Source organism: Paenibacillus sp. SEL1 (genome assembly GCF_054602535.1).
Genome location: NZ_CM137723.1, coordinates 4,865,959 through 4,889,880, shown reverse-complemented (window position 1 = coordinate 4,889,880; position 23,922 = coordinate 4,865,959). Strand labels below are relative to the sequence as shown.

The following is a 23,922-nucleotide window of genomic DNA, read 5'->3' as shown; positions in this document are numbered from 1 at the left end:
ATCTACCGTTATTTTTTCAGAGATATATTTGCTGGTGTCGCTTGCTGTAGTGGATACCGTATGATCCCTGCTATCTGCCGCTTGATCTTTCGATAAAGCATCCGATCCAGGTAACAACGTCTGCTGTTCAAAGCCGGCCAAATAGCTGCTCCAATATTCTTTTGCTGCACGCTCATCCTGACGCCCCAGCCATTCGATATATTGGCCATATGGTGTGATAGGAGCAAGCTCCGGTTGCTTCTGCTCCAGTAGCGCAAAGTACGTATCAAACACTTCACCCGTAACAAGCGATAAGCACCAGCCATCCATGACAATATGATGGAAGCTCCATACCAAATGATACGTTTCTTCATGGGTCTGCAATACCTGTACGCGCATGAGTGCATCCGTACCGAGATTAAAGCCCCTAGCCTGGTCCTCTTGCTTAAACGCCTGGATATACGCCTGTTGTTCTGCTTCCTGCATGCCGCGTATATCCTGGAAAGCAAGATCGCTATCTTTGTGACGGAATACGATCTGCAATGGCTCCTGACTGTGTTCTGTCTCAAACATATGGAAATTCGTCCGCAGCGCTTCATGACGCTGTGTCAGTACATCCAGACTCTTGCGGAAAATTTCAACATCAAAGCTGCCTTTTTGATTAAACGACGCTTGCTGGAAGTAGGCACCTGACTCCGGCTCCATCAGATTATGGAACAGCATCCCCTTCTGCATAGGCGAAAGAGCATACACATTTTCCAGCTCGCCTACAGAAGAAGTTTGCTCCGTCAACTGTTCCAGTTGTTCCAGTGACAAGCCTTTGAACAATACATCGCTTGGTGTTAGCTCACTCCGCTCTTTGAAGGCACAATGAGCGATCACTTCCTGCAAGCTTTCCTGCAGCAACTGCGCAAATTTTTCTACATTTTGCTGATGATATACCTTACTGTCATAGCGAATTTCCAGTGTCAGCGCGCCCGCTGTAATCATTCCGTTCACATTCAAAGGATGCTCCAGAACGGTATGGTCACTCATCGGCTCTCCACCTGGATGTGAAGACAGCGTGATATCCCCATTTTCCAAGTCCTGATCAAATTGTCCTAAATAGTTAAAGCTAATTTCGGGCTGCAGGGTCCAGGAAGGATGGGCATCATGCTGAGACATATAGTTCAAAATGCCGTAGCCAATGCCCTTATGCGGCACATGACGCAGATCTTCCTTCACCCGCTTGATTCGCTGCCCGACTGCTGCCTTTCCGTCCACATCCAGCAGCACCGGATACTGACTCGTAAACCAGCCCACGGTACGGGTAATGTCGATATCTGGAACAATGGCTTCCCGGCCATGTCCCTCCAGATTGACCAGCACGCGCTCCTGTCCGCTCCAGTTATATAACGCTGTGCCGAGTGCGGTTAACAGCAGATCATTGACCTCGGTGTGGTACGCAAGGTGTGCTTCCTGCAGCAGCAGCCGTGTTTCCTGTTCGCTCCAAGCCACGCTTACCGTCGCAGTGTCTCTGATTAGAGAATGTTGTCCTTCCGCTCTCTCTTGATCCTTAGGCAACGATGCGACTTCCATTTGAGCGAGATGCTGCCAATATTCACGTTCGTTGTCGATCGCCGGACTATTCGCATATTGTGATAAGCGCTCTGCCCAAGCAGAGAAAGCGTCCGTTTTATAAGGCAGGCGAATCGCTTCTCCCCGCACGGCCTGCTCATATCCCGTGGCAAAATCCTCAAACACAATCCGCCACGAAATCCCGTCTATGACCAAATGGTGAATGGCAATCAGTAAATGATCTCCATCCATGCAGCGGAAAAGTCCCAGCTTCACCAACGGTCCTTCGTCCAGACGAATGGAACTTTGGATGGCATTGGCTTTCGTTTCAATGGCTGCTGCAACATCTGTAATGTTCTGCACATCCGTCAGATCAACAACGTCCAGACGATACAGCTCGCCTTCGTTCAAACCGCGATTCCACGCTTCATAGCCCTGTTCGGTCTGACGGAAGATCATACGCAAAGCATCATGATGCTCCGTTACCTTGGCCACCGTTTGATGCAATGCGTCTATATCGAAGCCTTGTGCTCTATACAGCATCACTGACTGATTGAAATAATGCGGCTCTGCTGAGGATTGTCCAAAGAACCATTGCTGTATTGGGGTCAATTTAACTGCCCCCGAAACCACCCGCTGATCGGCTGTGCGGCTGACCTTGTGAACATGACCGCTCAGCAGCGAGATGGAAGGATATTGGAACAAATCCTTCATGTCCAGCTTGTAGCCCGCTTGCAGCAAACGGGAGGATACCTGGATCGCTTTGATCGAATCGCCGCCCAGATCAAAGAAATTATCCAGAATTCCGACTCTCTTCGCTCCTAATACAGCCTGCCAAATGGACACTAACGTCTGCTCCAGCGCTGTGCGCGGCTCTGCATAATCCGCTCCGCTTTGCAGGCTGCCTTCTGGTGCCGGCAGGGCCTTGCGGTCGATTTTACCGTTCGGTGTCAGTGGCATCTGCTCCAGCTGGATGAAATACGAAGGCACCATGTAGTTTGGTAGCTCCTCGCCCAGTAAGCTGCGCAGCTCACCCGCGCTTACTTCCCGTTCAGCAACATAGTACGCCACCAGTTGGTTTTGCCCCTGTTCGTCCGCTTGTGCCAGTACGATGACCTCTTGTACGTCCTCCACCTTCAAAATTTGTGCCTCGACCTCGCCCAGCTCGATCCGATAGCCCCGGATTTTCACCTGATGGTCGATCCGGCCCAAATATTCGATGTTGCCGTCTGGCATCCATCTCGCCAAGTCACCCGTACGGTACATTCGTTCATAGCCGGCTTCCCCAGCCGCAAACGGGTTCGGTACAAATTTCTCAGCCGTCAGCTCTGGGCGATCCAGATAACCCCGGGCCAGACCCGGACCGGACACGCACAGTTCACCCGCTACGCCTACCGGAGCCAAATGTCCATGCACATCCAGCATGTATACCCGATGGTTCGGCACAGGGCGTCCGATGGAAATCAGTTGTCCGGCTCTCTCATCCTCGGATACCGGCCAGATGGACGTCGCCACCGAGTTTTCGGTGGGACCGTATCCGTTGTAGTACGCCACTTGATCCTTCCACTTGTATACCAGCTCGGTTGAAGATGCTGAACCCGCCGTAAACAAAATACGCAGGTTTGGCATCCGTCCCGGCTCCAGATAGACCGCATAGGTCGGCGGCAAAGCGGCCACCGTGATGTGATGATCCGCCATATATTGCTCAAACCGTTCGTAGTTCAAAATCGTCTCTGACGTTGGCACATACAACGTGGCTCCGCAGAACAGCGCCTGGAAGATTTCCCAGCATGCCGCATCAAACGAATAGCTGGCGAACAGCAACGCATGATCCGACGTACGGATCTTGAGCGTCTGATCAAAATACGTTTTCAGATTGCACAGCCCGTGGTGCTCCAGCATCACGCCCTTCGGCTGCCCGGTTGTACCCGACGTATAGATCACATAGGCTAGATCGTTCGGACCGGACCACGGCTCCAGATTGGAACCATCCTCGTGGTACACCGTTTGCTCCCCATCCAACACCAGCACGTGACCGTCGATAGCTGCTTTGTCCACCAGATGGCTTTGCGTCAACAGCAGCTTCGCACCCGAGTCGTCCAGCATGTAGCGGATACGCTCCTCTGGATAGGTCGGATCGATGGGGACATATGCACCCCCGGCTTTTAAAATCCCGAAGATACCTACGATCATGTCCACCGAACGCTCAGTCATCAGACCCACCAGACGATCTTTCGTCACGCCTTGACTACGCAAGGTACGAGCCAAACGATTGGCGCGTGCATTCAGCTCGCGATAGGTTAATTGCTCTCCTTCGAAGAACAATGCTGTCTGCTCCGGCGTCCGCGCAGTTTGCATTTCGAACAAGCCGTGAATCGTTTGCTTACTTGGATAGACTGCCGCTGTATTGCCCCAGACCTCAACGATCTGCTTACGCTCCTGCACCGTAACCATATCCAGTTCATGCACCCGAATGTCCGGCTTCGCTGTCACCTGTTCCAGCAGCTGTACCAGATGACCTCGAATTTGCTCTACACTTTCCCGTTCAAAGGCCAGTGCATTATACCCAAAACTCATATGAATGGTGTTCCCTGGCAGTACCACCAGGTTAAAGTCATAGTTGGTCTGCTCGACAGACTCGGCTCCGGTGATGCTGAAGCTGGACTCATCACCGTTGCCTAATTGCTCCAATTGTTCCTCTACCGGATAGTTCTCAAAAATAAGAATATGATTGATCAAATCCTGCTTAAGCTCCGACAGCCCCTGAATTTCATACAACGGATACGTATCATAGGCATGGGAAGCAATCGATTGCTCTTGGGTTTGCTTCATCACGTCTGAGAATAAGCTGTCCACTTGACTGCGGATACGCACAGGAATGGTATTGATAAACAGACCAATGATGTGCTCCACATTCGGAATGTCTGCCGGACGTCCAGATACCACGCTGCCAAACACTACATCATCTGTGCCATTATACTTTTGCAGCAACAGGCCCCAAACGGTCTGCATCAACGTATTGATCGTTACCTGATAACGCTTGGCTACGCGCTGAATGCCTGCCGTTAGATCCGCGCCCAAGTCAAAATCCAGACGCTCCGCCTGATATTCCGTTTTGCCCTGCATTTTAGCCTGTGGCAGGCGGGACTGTTCCTCATATCCTTCCAGAACCTTGCTCCAGTAACTTGATGCGGCCTGACGATCCTGCTGTTCCATCCATTCGATATATTGACTGTACGGCGTTACAGGGGCCAGTTCAGGCTGCTTATGAGCCAGTATCGCAAAATAACTCGCAAACACTTCGCCTGTCACCAGCGACAAGCACCAGCCGTCCATCACGATATGATGGAAGCTCCATACAAAACGGTACGCATCCTCACCTGTGCGCAAAACGGCCACACGCATCAAAGCATCTTGCGCCAGATCAAAGCCTCTTTGCTTGTCTTTGCGCGTATATTCGAGGATGTACTCGTTTTGCCGCTCTTGCTCCATATCCCGCAAATCCTCTACATACAGTTCGCTGCGCTTATTCCGATACACAACCTGAAGTGGTTCATCTTTCCAGCCGCTGTAGAAGTTCGTGCGCAGTACCGTATGCCGCTGCATTAAAACATCCAAACTTGCCGCAAACGCATCAATATTAAAATGTCCTCGCAGATCAAAGGAGGCCTGTTCAAAATAAGCTCCCGATTGCGAATCCATCAGATTGTAAAAGAGCATGCCCTTTTGCATCGGCGTCAGCGCGTATACATTTTCCAGCTCATCGGTATGTGCCGCCTGTTCCGCAATTTGTTCCAGTTCTCTAGTCGTCAGACCTTTGAAGGACACATCACTCGGCGTCAGCTCTGGCTGTTCCTGAGCGACACAGTGCGCAATCACCTCTTGCAAAGCGGATTGCAGTAATCCCGCCACACGTTCCAGCGTTTCTTGGCGATACTGCTTACGGCTGTAAGCAATCGTCAAGCGCAGCGTGCCTTCCGAGATCATCGCGTTCAAATCCAGCGTATATTGCAGCCGTGAATGTGCATCCTCTGTCTCCCCTGCACTATAGGATGACCATGTGATTCCACTGTTTTGCATATCCTGATCGACCTGCCCCAAGTAGTTAAAGCTGATTTCCGGTTCTGCTCCAATCGCATGCGCTTCACCTGATGCAGACGCAGGAGATAAGTAGCGCCATGTGCCATAGGTCAGCCCTTTATGTGGAATGCGGCGCAGACCTTCCTTCGTTTCTTTGATGTGCTGTGCCAGTGTCATTCCCTTGCCCATTTCCAGCAGCACCGGATACAAGCTCGTAAACCAGCCTACTGTACGTGTAATATCCACCTCTGGCAGGATTGCTTCCCGGCCATGTCCCTCCAGATTCACCAGCACCTGTCCGGCGCCTGTCCAGTTGTGCATCGCCAATCCTAACGCGGTCAACAGCAAATCATTGACCTCGGTGTTATAGGCGCGATGGGCCTGCTTTAGCAGTTGCTCCGTTTCAGCCTCGGTCCACTCCACCGTCAGCACTTCGCTGTCTGCATTCAAGGAGCCCTCGTAGGCGAAATCCTTAGGCAGCGGTGCCGCTTTCGCTTTGGCCTGTTCCAGCTGCTGCCAGTAGGCTTCATCCGATGCAGCCTCTGGACGGTTGGCGTAAGACGACAACTCCCGTGCCCATGTTTGGAAGGAATCCGTTTTAAAGGGCAATCGTACAGGCTCGCCCTTGATCGCCTGCTCGTAGCCTGTCGAGAAATCTTCAAACAGAATTCGCCACGACACCCCGTCCACCACCAAATGGTGAATGGCTATGAGCAAATGATCGCCCTCGGCTGTGCGGAACAATCCCAGCTTGACCAGAGGTCCTTCGGACAGGTGGATGCTGCTTTGAATTTCATTTGCCTTCGCTTCCAGCGCTTCCGCATAGGATGCTTGTTCACGGTAGTCCACGGTTTCCAGCGTATACAACGCGCCTTCATCTACGCCGCGTGTCCAAGCCTCGTAACCGGCTGAAGCCTGACGGAAAACCGTACGAAGCGCATCATGATGCTTCACAATATGATCCATGACTTGGCAAACCGCCGTCTCATCAAAGCCCTCGGCACGATAGAGCATAACTGCCTGATTAAAGTGCTGCGGACGCTCGCGCTCCTGCGCAAAGAACCAATGCTGGATCGGAAGCAAAGCGGTTTCCCCGCTTACTTCTCCTTGATCTGCCATACGACTGACCTCATGCATATGCGGTGCCAGTGCTGCAACCGTTGGATACTGGAACAAATCCTTCATGTCCAGCTTATAGCCGGCCTGGAACGCACGCGATGCGATTTGGATCGCCTTGATCGAATCGCCGCCCAGATCAAAGAAGTTGTCCAAAATACCGACAGTCTGTAGTCCCAGTACCGACTGCCAGACCGCTACCAGAGCGCGTTCTTGCGCGGTACGCGGCTCTGCATAATCCGTTCCGGTCTGCAGGCTGCCTGCCGGTGCTGGCAGGGCTTTGCGGTCAATTTTGCCATTTGGACTCAGCGGCATCTGCTCCAGCTGTACAAAGTACGATGGTACCATGTAGCTTGGCAGCTCCCGGCCCAGTTCACTTCTCAGCTCGCTGGCGCCGAGCTCTTGTCCGGCGACATAGTAGGCCACCATTTGTTTTTGGCCCGTTTCGTCTACACGAGCCACGACGACCGCTTCTCGTACCGATTCCACTTGGAGCAGCTGCGATTCGACCTCGCCCAGCTCAATCCGGTACCCCCGGATTTTCACCTGATGGTCGATCCGGCCCAGATATTCAATGTTGCCGTCCGGCATCCATCTCGCCAAATCGCCTGTGCGGTACATCCGTTCATAGCCTGCTGCCCCGCCAGCAAACGGGTCTTTCACAAATTTCTCGGCCGTCAGCTCTGGACGGTTCAGATAACCGCGGGCTACCCCGACACCGCCGATGCACAGTTCTCCTGCAACCCCGATCGGCTGCAATTGCTCCGTACCTTCCTTCACGATGTACAGACGAATATTTTGGATCGGTTTTCCGATTGGAATGACCGAATAGATTTCATTAGGCTCGCAATCGAAGTACGATACGTCCACCGTCGCTTCGGTTGGTCCATACAGGTTGATCAGCTTCGCTCCGGCCAGGCTCGACACAAGCCGCTGGAACCGGGCCACATGCTGTGGTGGCAACGCTTCACCACTGGCAAAGACATGGCGCAGCGTGCCCAGCTTCGCTTGCATCACTTCTCGTGGCTGCTGCTCCACATGTTCCAGGAACGCATGCAGCATGGCAGGTACAAAGTGCATCGTGCTCACGCCATCGCGGGCAATCGTGTCGACGATGTCTTCCGGGTTCTTTTCCCCGCCCACGGGCAACAAGCTCACCTTCGAGCCGACCAGCGACCACCAGAACAGCTCCCACACCGATACGTCGAACGTGAAGGCGGTCTTTTGCAGGATCGTATCTTCCGCACTCAAGCCGTATCGATCATGCATCCACAAAATCCGGTTCAGCACGGAATGGTGCTCCACCATCACGCCCTTCGGTTTCCCGGTGGAGCCAGAGGTATAGATGACATAGGCTACATGGTGCGGTCCGGCCAATGGCTCCAGATTCGAGCCATCTTCGTGGTATATTTCCTTGCCATCCTGCTCATGACGATCCAACACCAGCACCTGGCCGTTGAAACTCAGCGATGCTTGCTCGGCCAGATGCGACTGCGTCAGCACCAGCTTCGCTCCCGAGTCCTCCAGCATAAAGCGGATGCGATCCGCCGGATATTCTGGATCGATGGGTACGTAGGCTCCGCCTGCTTTGAGGATCGCATAAATGCCTACGATCATGTCCAGCGAACGCTGAACCAAAATGCCCACGGGCTGATCCGGTTCAACACCTTCCGCACGCAGCGTCCGAGCTAAACGGTTCGCGCGCTCATTCAACTCCGCGTAGGTCAACGATTCCGATCCGCACAACACTGCCACCTGATCCGGTGTTTTCGCTGCCTGCTGCTCGAACAGTGCACTTAGCGTTTGATCCTGCGGATAGGCTGCCGCCGTATCCCCCCAGACCTGAACGAGCTGTGCCTGTTCTTCCGGTGTCACCAATTCCAGCTCATTCACACGGATATGCGGATTGTCCACAATTTGTCCGATGACATGGTCGATATGGCCCTGGATACGCTCCATGGCAGACCGGCTATACACGAGCGCATTGTATTCAAGCAGGATAGAGATATCCTCGTCAGGCACGACAATCAGGTTAAAATCGTAGTTGGTTTGCTCGGCAAGTGCCACATTGGCAATCGAGAAGCCTGTTTGTGCCTTTGTCTCGCCGGAACCGCCCATCTGCTTCATCTGTTGCCCGATCGGGTAGTTTTCAAAGACCATAATGTGATGAATCAGGTCTTGTTTTTGTTCAGTCAGTGCCTGGATATCGTACAACGGGAACGTATCATAGACACTGGAGGCCAAAGCCTGTTCCTGGGTGCGCTGCAATACTTCAGCAAATGTAGCATCCGGTGCACTGCCAATGCGTACTGGAATCGTGTTGATAAACAATCCGATCATGTTCTCCACGCCTGGAAGGTCTGCCGGACGACCGGATACCACACCACCAAACACAACATCCTGATTATTATTGTATTGCTGTAAAATAACGCCCCAAACGCTTTGCAGCAATGTGTTAATCGTGACATGTTGTTGCTTGGCCATTTGGTTTAATGCCGCAGTCCGTTCTTTACCCAGCCTAAAGGGCAGCTTTTCCGAAACATAGCCGGAATGGGAACCCGCACCGCTTCCGTCTGATTCTTCATTGCGTGCGACGACAGAAGCTTGTGCGTTTTCACCAGGCAACAAGGTTTGCTGCTCAAAACCTGCCAAATAGTCACTCCAATAACGGGTCGCTTCCTGTGCATCCTGTTGTTCCAACCATTCGATATAGTCACTATACGGGTTGACAGGTGCCAGCTCTGGCTGCTTGTGCTCCAGCAGGGCAACATATGCACCAAACACTTCGTCCGTCATTAGTGACAGGCACCATCCGTCCATCACAATATGATGGAAGCTCCATACAAAACGGTATGAGCTTTCACCCGTGCGGAAGACGGCTACGCGCATGAGCGCATCCTTGCTTAGATCAAAGCCTCGAGCTTTATCCTGGGCCACAAATTCAGCTACAGCGTGTTCGCGCCCTCTGACATCCTCATAACGGAAGCTCGGATTTTTATGACGATAGACAATCTGCAACGGTTGACCATACCAGCCGCTGTAGAAATTCGTCCGTAATATAGCATGTCGGCTAACCAGCAGCTTCAGACTTTCCTCGAATAGGGACGGTTCAAAGTACCCCTCCAGATCAAAGGTCGCCTGTTCAAAATACACGCCTGTTTCTGCATTCATCAAACTATGGAACAGCATACCCTTTTGCATAGGGGTCAAGGGATACACATTTTCCAATTCCCCAACCGTCTTGGTCTGCTCGATAATCGTATCTAATTGCTCCAGGGTCAGACCTTTTAGCAATACATCACTTGGAGTCAATTCAGTCCGCTCCCGTGTGACACAATGCTCAATCATCTCAAGCAGATTGGATTTCAGCAGATTGGCTAGCATGTGGACGGTGTCCTTACGGAAGGCTTTGCCGTTATACCGAATGTCGAGTTCCAGAATGCCGTTCGTTACGATTCCGCTCACATCGAGAGCATATTTCATCTTCGTCCGGTCACTAACGACTGATCCAATCGAGTAAGGAGACCTACGCATATCGCTGTTTTGCAAGTCCTGATCCAGCTGTCCGAGATAGTTAAAGCTTACTTGTGGCTCGGCAAAAGCTTGATATTGACCAAGGTTCAGCACACCTGCTTGCTGACTAGCGACTTGGCCGGATTCACTCAAATATCTCCAGATTCCGTAGCCCATTCCTTTATGCGGAATAAGGCGCAGGCTCTCTTTGACCTGTTTGATGCGTTCCGACCAAGCGTGATTGCGACCGATGTCCAGCAATACTGGATATGGACTCGTAAACCAGCCTACCGTACGAGAAAGGTCCGTACCCGGCAAAATGTTCTCACGTCCGTGTCCCTCTAAATTAATCAGACTGCGTTCATGACCCGTCCACGTGTACAGCATCATGCCCAAAGCAGTCAGAAGCAGATCGTTCACTTCCGTGTTATATGCGCGGTGTGCTTGCTTCAATAATTTTGATGTCTCTTCCTCCGTAAGCTGGACGACCACTGTATCCGTGTCAGCCAAGGTAAAGGGCTCAGCCTGCGCTTGATCCTCAGGCAAACGTACTTGGTCAGCCCAAGCGGCTGCGTTCCATTGCTCCCAATAGGCGTGTTCACTGTCCATGGCTGCGCTATTCGCATAGGTGGAAAGTTTTTGTGACCAGGAACGGAATGAATCCGTTTTGTCCGGCAGCTGAAGCACTTCCTGATGAACAGCCTGTTCATAGGCAGTAGCCAAATCCTCAAACAAGATACGCCAGGATACCCCGTCCACGACCAAATGGTGAATCACCATCAGGAGATGATCTCCATCTGCACAGTGGAACAAGCCCGCCTTCAACAACGGCCCTTCATGCAGCTGAATACTGCTTTGGATTTCACTGGCTTTCGCCTCAATTACCGCGCTGAGCATGGCTTCATCCGTCAAATCCCTAAAGTCCAGCACGTCCAGATGATACAGCTCGCCTTCCTGTATTCCGCGGTTCCATGCTTTATAGCCTTGCTCGGTCTTGCTGAACACCATCCGCAGAGCATCATGATGCTCTGTCAGTTTGATAAGCGCCTGACGCAGAGCAGCTTCGTCAAAGCCCTGCTCCCGGTGCAGGATAACGGCCTGATTAAAGTGATGCGCATCCACTTGGGCCTGCGCAAAGAACTCATGCTGGATCGGAAGCAACGCCGTTTCTCCGCTCACTTCTCCCTGATCTGCCATACGACTGACCTCGTGCATATGCGGTGCCAGCGTTGCGACGATGGGATAGCGGAGCAAATCCTTCATGTCCAGCTTGTAGCCTGCCTGGAACGCACGAGACACGATTTGAATCGCCTTGATCGAATCGCCGCCCAGGTCAAAGAAATTGTCTAAAATACCGACGGTTGGCACGCCCAGGACGGACTGCCAGATCGCTACGAGTGCTCGTTCTGTTACAGTGCGTGGCGCTGCATAATCCGCACCGCTTTGCAGACTGCCTTCTGGTGCTGGCAGGGACTTGCGGTCGATTTTACCATTCGGTGTCAGCGGCATCTGCTCCAACCAGATGAAATACGACGGCACCATATAGCTTGGTAGCTCTTGTCCCAGCTCCTGTCTCAGTTCACCCACTCCAAGCTCTTGACTCGCCACGTAGTACGCCACGAGCTGTGTTTGGCCCGTTTCGTCCGTGCGTGCCATAATGACCGCTTCTTGTACCGACTCCACCTGCAGCAGCTGCGATTCGATCTCGCCCAGTTCGATCCGGTAACCTCTGATTTTCACCTGATGGTCCATCCGACCCAAATATTCAATGTTGCCGTCCGGCATCCATCTTGCCAAATCGCCTGTACGATACATCCGCTCATGGTCTGACTTGTCATCAGCAAACGGATTACTCACAAATTTCTCGGCCGTCAGTTCTTCACGTTTCCAATACCCACGGGCCAATCCTTCCCCTGCAATACATAACTCACCCGGTACGCCGACGGGCTGCAATTCTCCATTCGCATTCATGATATAGATTTGGGTATTCGCAATAGGACGTCCGATATTAATGTCTTGAGCATGAGTCAGTTCCTGTACGGTCGACCACACCGTCGTTTCTGTAGGTCCGTACATGTTATAAATGCCAGGACCGTTTATTTCTTGCAGTGCTGCGAGCAGCTTGGACGGAAGGGCTTCGCCCCCGACCATAATGGCCTTCACGCTTTGCAGCGCGCGGGAACCTGCTTCATGACCCAGCAGCATTTGTAACCGGGATGGGGTCATTTGCAACATCTCAATCGAATGTTGAGTAATCAATTCACCCAGCGCCTGCGGATTCACCTGATGCTGGCTGTCGCCAAGCACCACCGTCATTCCACCCAATAGGGGCAAGATGGTTTCCAAGACGAAAATATCGAATGAAATAGTCGTCAGTGACAAAATGGTTTGGCTCGCTTCAAAGTCAATGACTTCGCGCATTCCGGTAATAAAGTTGAGGACCGAGCGATGCTGGAGCATAACTCCTTTCGGATTTCCAGTCGAACCCGACGTATAGATGACATAAGCCAAATGCTCTGGGCGGGCAATCGTCTCCAGGTTGCCGCTCTCTCCCTGATACAAGGCTGCATCCTCAAGAAATAGGGTATTGGCATGGCAATGATGCTCTTCCAACAGATCACGACTGGTCAGAAGCACTGCGGCCTCGCTATCTTCCAGCATGTATGCAATACGAGAGGACGGAAATTCGGGATCAATCGGCACATAAGCACCACCTGCTTTGAGAACAGCCAGCAGACCTACGATCATTTCCACGGAACGCTGTACCATCAGACCGACCAGCTTGTCAGGTCCTACTCCTTGTGCTTGAAGCATTCGTGCCAATGAATTCGCCCGTTCATTCAGTTCCCGATAAGTCAGACTCTGATGTCCAAACACCAATGCCACCTGATCTGGCGTATATTCTACCTGCTCCTCGAACAGCTGATGGATCGTCTGATGAGACGGAAAAGCACAAGCGGTATCATTAAATGCCGCTGTAATCTGTTGTTTTTCCGCTGCTGTGAGTAGTTCCAGTTCTTCAACACGAACATGCGGATTGAGCGAAATTTGCTCCAGCAGGCGTGCAAAATGCCCATACAGACGCTCAATACCTGCTTGATCAAAGCTGAGCGTGTTATACATAAAACGAATCTTGATGCCTTCACCCGGCATAACGACGACGTTCAGATCATAGTTGGTTTCCTCTGTAGACACCACGTTCGAAATCGTAAATTTATCCTGTCCATCACTGCCCAACTGCTCTACCTGCTGCTCCACCGGATAATTTTCAAATATCATAATATGATTGATTAAATCCTGCTTCTGCTCGGTCAGTGCTTGAATTTCATACAGCGGGAACGCATCGTAGGCATTGGAAGCCAGCGCCTGCTGCTGTGTTCGTTTCATCAGCTCGACAAAGGTTTCACCTTGTTCAGACTGCACGCGCACTGGAATCGTGTTAATGAATAGCCCAATCATGTGCTCCACACCTGGAATATCCCCTGGGCGACCGGACACAACGCTGCCGAACACAACATCCGAACTGTTATTATATTTTTGCAACAAGACGCCCCATACCGTCTGAATCAGCGTATTGATCGTCACCTGATTTTGCTTCGCTACTTGTTCGATCTGGGCAACCAGCTCTGGCTGGAATTCGCAATCCAGATCTTCAGCAACATATTCCCCGGTGTGCATCGATTTAGGCTGTATTTTTTGCTGCGGGAGCGTAATTTGCTGCTCATAATCTTCCAGATATCTGCTCCAGTACTGCAGGGCCGCTTCACGGTCCTGACGTTCCAGCCATTCAATAAATCGACTGAACGGCGTAACAGGCTCCAGTACGGGCTTATGACCCGCGCGCAGTGCCAGATAGCTGCCGAATACCTCCTGTGTCATAAAGGACAAGCACCAGCCATCCATCAAAATATGATGGAAGCTCCAAACAAAGTGGTACGTTTCATCCCCGGTTTGCAGGATCGAAATACGAATGAGCGCATCCTCTGCGAGATTGAATCCTTTCGCTTTATCGGCAAGGGTAAAAGCCTCAACACGCGCTACTCGTTCTTCTTTTTCCAGTCCGCGCAGGTCTTCATAGTACAACTCTCCGCTGCGATTGCGGAAAACGACCTGTACAGGCTCATCCTTCCAGGAGTTGATAAAGTTCGTCCGCAATGCCTCATGACGCTGTACGAGCAGATCAAAGCTTTTGCTGAAAGTAACCACATCAAACCGTCCATTCAATTCAAAGGTGGCCTGCTCAAAATAAGCTGCCGAACTCTCATCCATTAGACTGAAGAAGAGCATACCTTTTTGCATCGGTGTCAAAGCATACACATTTTCTAGTTCACCCATATCTTGTGTATCTTTCACCAATTGCTCCAGCTCGTCCAGCGTTACATGTTTTAACAAGACATCACTTGGGGTCAACACCGTTCTCTCTTGGGCTACACAATGATGAATGACTTCACGCAAGCCGGATGCTAGCAGCTCTCCCAGCCGTGCAATCGTTTCATGACGGAACTGCGTTGTGCCGTAGCGAATAGTGAACATCAGCTCCCCATCCTCGATTAATCCATTGATATCTAGTGCAAAATCCATAGCCGCGTTCGTGCTAACAGGCACACCAATGGAATAGGAGGAAGGCTGTAGATCGTTGCCTTTATAGTCCTGATCGAATTGGCCCAGATAGTTAAAACTGATCTCAGGCTGCGCCTGTAACTGTACGCCTGCTTTTTCCAGCACATTCATATCTGACAGGTATCGCAAAATACCATAACCGATACCTTTTTGCGGAATATGACGCAGCCCTTCCTTAATCCGTTTGATCAGACGAGCGGTATTTCCCCCTTGTCCCAGACTTCCATCCAGTACAACCGGGAATTGGCTCGTAAACCAGCCGACCGTGCGCGTAATATCCACGTCGGGTACAACGGCTTCCCGTCCGTGGCCTTCCAGGTTAACCAACACCCGTTCGGAACCGGACCATTCATACACGGCTTTGCCGAGCGCAGCCAGCAACAGGTCATTCATTTCCGTGTTGTATGCGCGATGAGCTTGTTTGAGCAACTGCTCGGTTTCCTGCTTCGTCCAGCGGACAGTCACAACCTCACTTTCTCCCAGCAGAGCATTGTCATTTGCAAAATCCTTCGGCAAAGGCTTCGCGAGACTGGCTTCTGCTTGTTCGATATGCTGCCAGTAGGCAAGCTCCCGCTCCATCGTCGCACGATTCGCGTAGGCTGACAGCTGTTTGGCCCATACCTGGAAAGAATCTGTTTTATGCGGCAGTCGAATAGCTGTGCCTGTTTGACCTGCAACGGCCTGCTCATAACCGGATGCCAAATCCTCCAGTAAAATACGCCACGATACGCCGTCCACAACCAAATGATGAATCACGATTAGCAAATGATCGCCCTCAGCGCAGTGGAACAGACCAAGCTTCACAAGCGGACCCTCGCTCAAATGAATGCCGGCTTGAATTTCACTCGCCTTGGCTTCTACAGCGGCAGATTCGTCCTCTATTCCTCTAAAATCTACAATGTCCAGCGTGTATAGCTCGCCTTCCTCCACACTGCGGTTCCAAGCGACATAACCCTGCTCCGTCTCACGGAATACAGTGCGCAATGCGTCATGATGCTGGACAATACGTTCCATCGTACGGCGCAGCGCTTCTATGTCAAAGCGCCCAGCTCGATACAGCATCATCGCCTGGTTGCTGTGGTGCAGGTCTACCGGCTGCTGCTCGAAGAACCACCGCTGAATGGGTGTCAGTTCCACCTGGCCTACGACTTCTTCCTGACTGGCCATCTTGCCATCTGTACGAAGTAAAGGACTGAGTGACGCTACCGTCGGATTGCTGAAGAGGTCCTTCATGTCCAGTCGATAACCTGCTTGCAGCAATCGGGAGGATACTTGCAGCGCTTTAATCGAATCGCCGCCCAGTTCAAAGAAGTTATCCTGCGTGCCTACCGTTTCGACACCCAGCACCCCGGCCCATACTGAAGCTAAAACCTGTTCTACCGTGGTACGCGGTGCCACATAGGCCACTCCCGTAAGGATGCTGCCTTCTGGTTCCGGTAAGGCCTTGCGGTCGATTTTGCCGTTGCTCGTCAGGGGGATCGCCTCCAGACGCATCAAGCGTGCAGGTACCATATGTGCTGGCAGTCCGGCTTCCAGCTTGGCCTGTACTTCCTCGATCCGCAGCTCGTCTTCACCCGTAATGTATCCGCACAAGTACTTGTGTCCACGCTCATCCGTCCGGTCGATGACTACCGCTTGACGCACACCCGGCACCCGCTGGATCGCCGTTTCAATCTCGCCTAGCTCGATCCGGTAGCCCCGGATTTTGACCTGATAATCCATCCGGCCGATAAAGTCCACATTGCCGTCCGGCATCCACCGCGCCAAGTCACCTGTGCGGTACAATCGTTCACCTGGCACGAACGGATTGGCCACGAACTTCTCGGCCGTCAGGCCCGCACGATTCAGGTAGCCTCGTGCCACCCCGGCACCGCCAATGCACAGCTCGCCCCGTACGCCGATCGGCACCGGATTCAACTGGCTGTCCAAGATGTAAAACCGGGCGTTCAGCCACGCCTGACCAATCGGTACATTGCCGCTACTTGGCAGCTTCGACAGTTCTTCGTCGTAGAAGCTGGAATCAATCGCCGCTTCCGTGACGCCGTAGCTGTTCATAATACGAACATCCGCGCCAAACCGTTCTTGCAGCACCCGATAATCCGTCACGCTGCAGCTATCCGAGCTGGTGATCAGCAATTCCAGACTGCTCATGTCCAGTCCCTGTTCATGCACATGCTGCATGAATGGTACGATTAAAGCCGGTGTGGATTCGAACACCGTAATCTGATAGTCGTGAATCCAGCCGTACAGACGGCTTGGGTCAATCCGGTCGTCTTTCGGGCAGATGACCATCGTGCCACCGTTATAGAGCGCCCGCGCGATATCGCCAACGAATACGTCGAAGGAGAAACTTGCCAGTTGCAGCAAACATACCGGAAACTGGTTCAGACGGTAATCCCGACGGTAGGCCGCGGCTGTGTTTACCAAACTGTGATGCTCGATCATGACCCCTTTCGGACGTCCCGTTGTACCGGACGTGTAGATCACATACGCCAGATCCTGCGGCTCATTGATAGGTTCCACATCCGTGGCATCCCCGGTGTACAGCGACTCATCGTCCAGCGCCAGTACGGTGTGCAGACGCAAGTTCGTTGCGGATTTGGATGCTGCTTCGCTGTCAGGTGGCGAATCTGATTTCAAGCTTAATCCCTCATTAAGGCTGTCTCTTTCCATCGTTTCAATGCTAACCGCCGTTTCCAGCTCGCCCTCAGACTGCCCTCCGGCCAAAGCCTGTCGGCTTTCCTCCAGCCATGCCTGCGCGCGCTCCTGCAAGCCGATTTGCGTCAGCAGCACTGTCGCGCCGCTGTCCTCCAGCATAAAGCGGATACGTTCGGACGGATAATCCGCATCTAACGGTACATATGCCCCGCCGGCTTTCCATACTGCCAATACGCCGACCAGCATGTCCACCGAGCGCTCGCTCAAAATACCAACAATGGATTCGCGCCCAATGCCTTCATTCCGCAATCTACGAGCAAGTTGGTTCCCACGCTCGTTCAGCTCACGGTATGTAAGCTGCCGCTCCTCGTATACAACTGCCACGTGATCCGGTACAAGCTGCGCTTGTTCTTCCACATAGGCGTGGAACAACCCTTCTGATTGCTTTTCATCACTCCATGCAGATACGCCTACTGATCCAAAGCCGTCGATGATCTTCACTTTTTCCTCAGCAGTCACTAGCTCCAGCTCATCTACCAGCGCATGCGGTTTGTGAATTGCTTCTTCTATCACATGCAGCCAGTGCTCACGGAATTGCTCGACAGCTGCACGTTCAAACACCAGCGCGTTGAATTCCAAATGAATACCCATTTCATCGCCTGGCACCACTGTAATATTAAAATCAAAGTTCGTTTGCTCTGACATTGAAGCATTGGCAATCGTAAAACCGTTCGTGTCACGGCTGCCCATGTGCTCCATACGCTGTTCCACTGGATAGTTTTCAAACACCATAATATGGTTCACCAGGTCTTGTTTTTGCTCTGTCAGGGCCTGAATTTCATATAACGGATAGGTTTCATAGGCACGGGAAGCCAGTGCCTGCTCCTGTATCTGCTTCATTAACGCAGCAAACGTTACATCTTTTGAACTATGAATCCGTACAGGAACCGTGTTAATGAACAAACCAACCATTGTATCGATGCCTGGAATATCCGCTGATCTGCCGGATACGACACTGCCAAATACAACATCCCGACTGTTGTTATACCGTTGCAGCACAACGCCCCACGCCGCTTGCAGCAGTGTATTGACCGTTACCTGCTGCTGCTTGACCAGCTTGTTCATCTGCTTGGTCACTTCGCGGTCCAGTGTAAACGAAAGCTTGTCCGCTTCATATTCTTTAGCGTGACCGTCCAGCTGTTTTGCCTGCGGCAATACCGTCTGCTGCTCGAAACCAGCAAAATAATCACTCCAGAACCGTTCAGCCTCTGCTTTGTCCTGCCGCTCCAGCCATTCAATATATTCGCTGTATGGCGTTACCGGGGCAAGCTCCGGCTTGCGGTCTTCGAGGATGGCAAAGTACGTATTAAATGCCTCTCCTACAACAAGGAACAAGCACCAGCCGTCCATCAAAATATGGTGGAAGCTCCACACAAAACGATACGACTCCTCGCCTGTACGTAAAATAGACACCCGCATCAGCTCGCCTGAGCTAAAGTCAAACCCTTCTACCTTGTCACGCTTTGCAAAATCAGCAATGTACGCGCCCAGTTCCTCTTGCTCCAGTGAACGTACATCTTCAAAACGGAATCCAGCCGCTTTATGGCGGTACACCACCTGTAAAGGCTGCTCATTCCAGCCGCTATAAAAATTCGTTCTGAATATTTGATGGCGATCCACCAGTTGATTTAAGCTTTCGGCAAAAGCCTCCACTTGAAAGCTGCCTTGCAGATCAAATGTCGCCTGCTCAAAGTACGCCCCGGATTTCGGCTCCATTAAGCCGTGGAACAGGATGCCTTTTTGCATGGGTGTGAGCGAATAAATATTTTCCAGTTCTCCCGCAACAGCCGTCTGCTCTACAATATGATCCAGCTCTCCAGCCGTCAGTCCTTGGAAGGACAAGTCGCTTGGCGTCAGCTCTGGCAACTCTTTTTCCACACAGTGAGCCAATACCTCACGCAAGCTCTCCTGCAGCAGATCAGCCAGCTTTTTGATTGACTTTTTCATGAACGTTTTGTTGCTGTAGCTGATCGTCAGTTCCAGTGCACCGTCCGTGATCATGCCGTTGATATCCAGAGCATACCGCTTGGTCAACGTATCACTAATGGAAGCTCCGATGGAATAAGGAGACATGCGAAATGCGTTATTCTTCAAATCCTGATCGAATTGTCCGAGATAGTTAAAGCTGATTTCCGGCTCGGCGACAAAAGCGGCTTCCCCTTCCCTAGGCGCAGAAAGATATCTCAAAATACCGTATCCAATTCCTTTATGCGGCAAACGACGCAGCCCTTCCTTGACGCTCTTGACACGCCGTCCCACATTCCGATCCTCGCCCATATCGAGCACAACCGGGAATTGGCTGGTAAACCAACCGACCGTACGCGTAATATCCACATCCGGCAAAATAGCTTCCCGTCCGTGACCCTCCAGATTTACAAGCACCTGACGGATGCCTGCCCACTCCTGAATTGCGGTGCCCAGAGCTGTCAGCAACAGGTCGTTCGCTTCCGTGTTGTAGGCTTGGTGTGCCTGCTTCAAAAATTGTTCTGTTTCTTCGACAGTCCACGCTACTGTCAGTGTCCGATCATCGCGAAGCTGTGGCTTGGCCTGAGATTTACGAGTGTAATCTTTAGGCAAGGATGCCTGACTCTTCCCTGCTTGCTCAATCTGCTGCCAATACGCACGCTCACTCTTCAACGCTGTGCTGTTCGCATAAGCGGATAGCTGGTCTGCCCACAGACGGAAGGAATCCGTTTTGTTAGGTAAACGGACAGATTCGCCCCGTAAAGCCTGCTCATAGCCGGTTGCCAAATCTTCCAGCAAAATACGCCAAGACACGCCGTCGACCACCAAATGGTGGATCGCTACCAACAAATGGTCTCCATCCGGGCAACGGAACAGACCCAGATTTACCAGTGGTCCTTCGGACAGGTTTATGTTGTTTTGAATTTCAGTTGCTTTCGCCTCAATCGTCGCGCTCAGAATGGCTTCATCTGTCAAATCCCTAAAGTCCAGCACGTCCAGATGATACAGCTCGCCTTCCTGTATTCCGCGGTTCCACGCTTGAAAGCCTTGCTCGGTCTTCCTGAACACCATCCGCAGTGCATCGTGGTGCTCCGTCAGCTTGATAAGCGCCTGACGCAAAGCAGCTTCGTCAAAGCCCTGCTCCCGGTGCAGCATAACCGCCTGATTAAAATGATGCGCATCCACTTGCTCTTGTTCAAAGAACCCGTGCTGGATCGGAAGCAACGCTGTTTCCCCGCTCACTTCTCCCTGATCTGCTATATGACTTGCCTCGTGCATGTGCGGTGCCAATGCTGCAACGGTTGGATATCGAAGCAGATCCTTCATGTCCAGCTTGTAGCCTGCCTGGAACGCACGAGATACGATTTGAATCGCCTTGATCGAATCGCCGCCCAGATCAAAGAAATTGTCCAACATTCCGACGGTTGGCACGCCCAGGACTGACTGCCAGACGGCTGCGAGTGCCCGTTCCGTTGCAGTGCGTGGCTCTACATAATCCGCTCCGCTTTGCAGGCTGCCTTCCGGTGCTGGCAAGGACTTACGATCAATTTTACCGTTCGGTGTCAGCGGCATCTGATCCAATTGAATGAAATACGACGGCACCATATAGCTTGGTAGCTCCCGCCCCAGCTCACTTCTCAGTTCGCTGGCTCCGAGTTCTTGACTCGCCACATAGTACGCCACGAGTTGTTTTTGACCCGTTTCGTCCGTATGGGCCACGACGACCGCTTCTCGTACCGATTCCACCTGCAATAGCTGCGATTCAATCTCGCCCAGTTCGATCCGGTAGCCCCGGATTTTCACCTGGTGGTCCATCCGTCCCAAATATTCAATGTTGCCGTCCAGCGACCATCTCGCCAAATCGCCTGTACGGTACATACGTTCATACCCGACTTTGCCTCCGGCAAACGGATTATCCACAAATTTCTCGGCCGTCAGTTCTTCGCGATTCCAATATCCACGGGCCAATCCTTCCCCTGCAATACATAACTCGCCCGGCACACCGACTGGCTGCAATTCCCCACTCGCATTCATGATATAGATTTGGGTATTCGCGATGGGACGTCCGATATTAATGTCTTGAGCATGAGTCAGTTCCTGTACGGTCGACCAAACCGTCGTTTCTGTAGGTCCGTACATGTTATAAATGCGGGGACCGTTTATTTCTTGCAGTGCTGCGAGCAGCTTGGACGGAAGGGCTTCACCCCCGACCATAATTTCCTTTACGTCTCGCAGCGCGCGGAAACCTGATTCATGATCCATCAGCATCTGCAGCCGCGATGGTGTCATTTGCAACATATCAATATGATGGTGAGCAATCAACTCACCAAGCGCCTGAGGGTTCACCTGATGCTGGCGGTCGCCAAGCACAACAGTCATTCCGCTCAACAGGGGCAGGATGGTTTCCAATACGAAAATATCGAATGAAATGGTCGTCAGTGACAAAATCGTTTTGTTCGCTTCAAAGTCGATGATTTCACGCATCCCGGTAATAAAGTTGAGTACCGAGCGATGCTGGAGCATAACTCCTTTCGGATTTCCAGTCGAACCAGAGGTATAGATGACGTAAGCCAGATGCTCTGGGCGGGCAATCGCCTCTAGGTTGCCGCTTTCTCCCTGATACAATGCTGCATCCTCAAGAAACATGGTATTGGCGATGTAATGATGTTCTTCTGCCAGATCACGACTGGTCAGAAGCACTTCGGCCTTGCTGTCTTCCAGCATGTATTCAATACGAGAGGACGGAAATTCGGGATCGATCGGCACATATGCACCACCTGCTTTTAAAACGGCCAGCAGACCTACGATCATTTTCAATGAGCGCTGCACCATCAGACCAACCAGTTTGTCAGGTCCTACTCCTTGTGCTTGAAGCATTCGTGCCAATGAATTCGCCCGTTCATTCAGCTCCCGATAGGTCAGACACTGATTTCCAAACATAACCGCTGTCTGATCCGGTGTACGTTCTGCCTGTTCCTCGAATAGCTCATGAATCCCCACATTGTGTGGATAGGGCACTGCTGTCGCATTAAATACATCCATAATTTGTGCCCGCTCTTCGTCACTCATCAGTGACAACTCCTGAATCCGCTTCTGTGGCCCTTTCACCATATGCTCTACCACACTCAGGAATTGGCGAATAATTCGGGCGATCTCCTGCTCGCTGAACAACTCGGTCCGATAATCCAGTTGCAATACAAGTTTATCGTCATCCAGCATGTCTATCATGGCAATATCGAAGTCACTCACCGTATCTCCGCAGAAATCGGTATGCACCTGCTGAACGGCTTCATCAAAACGGGAGAAGCTCAGTGTACGGTATTGAATGGTAACGCCAAACAGGCGGCGAATATCCGTGCCGCTTTGCTGTTCACGCAAATCCTGCATGATTTTGTTGTACGGATAACGCTGATGCCGCAAAATGGACGCCTGCTCCTTGCCAACACCTTGCAGGAAGGTGAGTAGCTCGGATTCCGGCTCAACCCGCAGACGTGTAGCCACAGTGCTGACGAACATGCCCATTGTATTTTTTTCCTTCTTCAACGTACGGTTAGCATACAATGTGCCCACGGTTAAATCCTGTTCCCCTGTCATTTTATGCAAATAAATATACAGAGCAGCCAGGAAAAATGTAAAAATACTGATGTTATTCGCCTCGCAAAAAGCAGTGACACCACGATATAATTCGTGCTCCAGTGTATAGTTCTCCCGGCGTGCAGCCGTACTCACCGTAAGTGGATTGTATGATTTTAAACCTGTAACCTCCGGCAAATCGGCAAATTTCTCCGTCCAGTATATCTTGTCCTTTTGATAGCGGTCCGATTGCTCATAGCTTTGCTCCACCTGAATAAAATCGAGATATGAATTCGCTGGAGCCGACGCATCTGAACCTGTACCATGCACAATATTCATATAATGCCCCGTAATTTCATTAATGGCCTGCTCCATGGTTACGCCGTCCGAAATAATATGGTGCATTTTGAAACTAAACCAGGTGTCTTCTGCCCCCAACCGCAAAATAACAAACCGATACAGCTGCGAATCCAACAAGGGGAACGGCTGTGCGTTATGATGGCTGACCCATAGCTCAGCTTCCTCCGGGGTAACCTGAAGCGTTTCTATGCTTTGAGCAGCAAACGGCTCCACATATTGATAGGGGATGCCGTCCCGAGCCGTGATTTTGATACGAAAAGAATCGTTTTGTGCAATCACCCGGTTCATTGCCTGCTGCAATGCATCTATTCGAACTGTTCCCTTGATTTTAACAGTGGTAATAATCGTGGACGTGTTGCGATTGGGATACACAAGCTCCGTGTACCAAATACGTTGCTGTGGTTGGCTTAATGCAAACAATTGAACATTGTGCTGAGTCAT

Annotated in this window: 1 protein-coding gene (only partly in view); it reads right to left on the bottom strand. The window is 51.7% G+C overall.

The genetic code is table 11. The features are described 5' to 3' along the window. A protein-coding gene (locus ACYCSE_RS22370) for a non-ribosomal peptide synthase/polyketide synthase (RefSeq protein ID WP_459699978.1) crosses the window boundary here: on the bottom strand, positions 1–23,922 show its 5' portion. Its footprint begins 18,264 nt before the window's first position; the window shows 23,922 of its 42,186 coding nt (coding positions 1–23,922); it begins with the start codon at positions 23,920–23,922; its stop codon lies beyond the left edge, outside the window.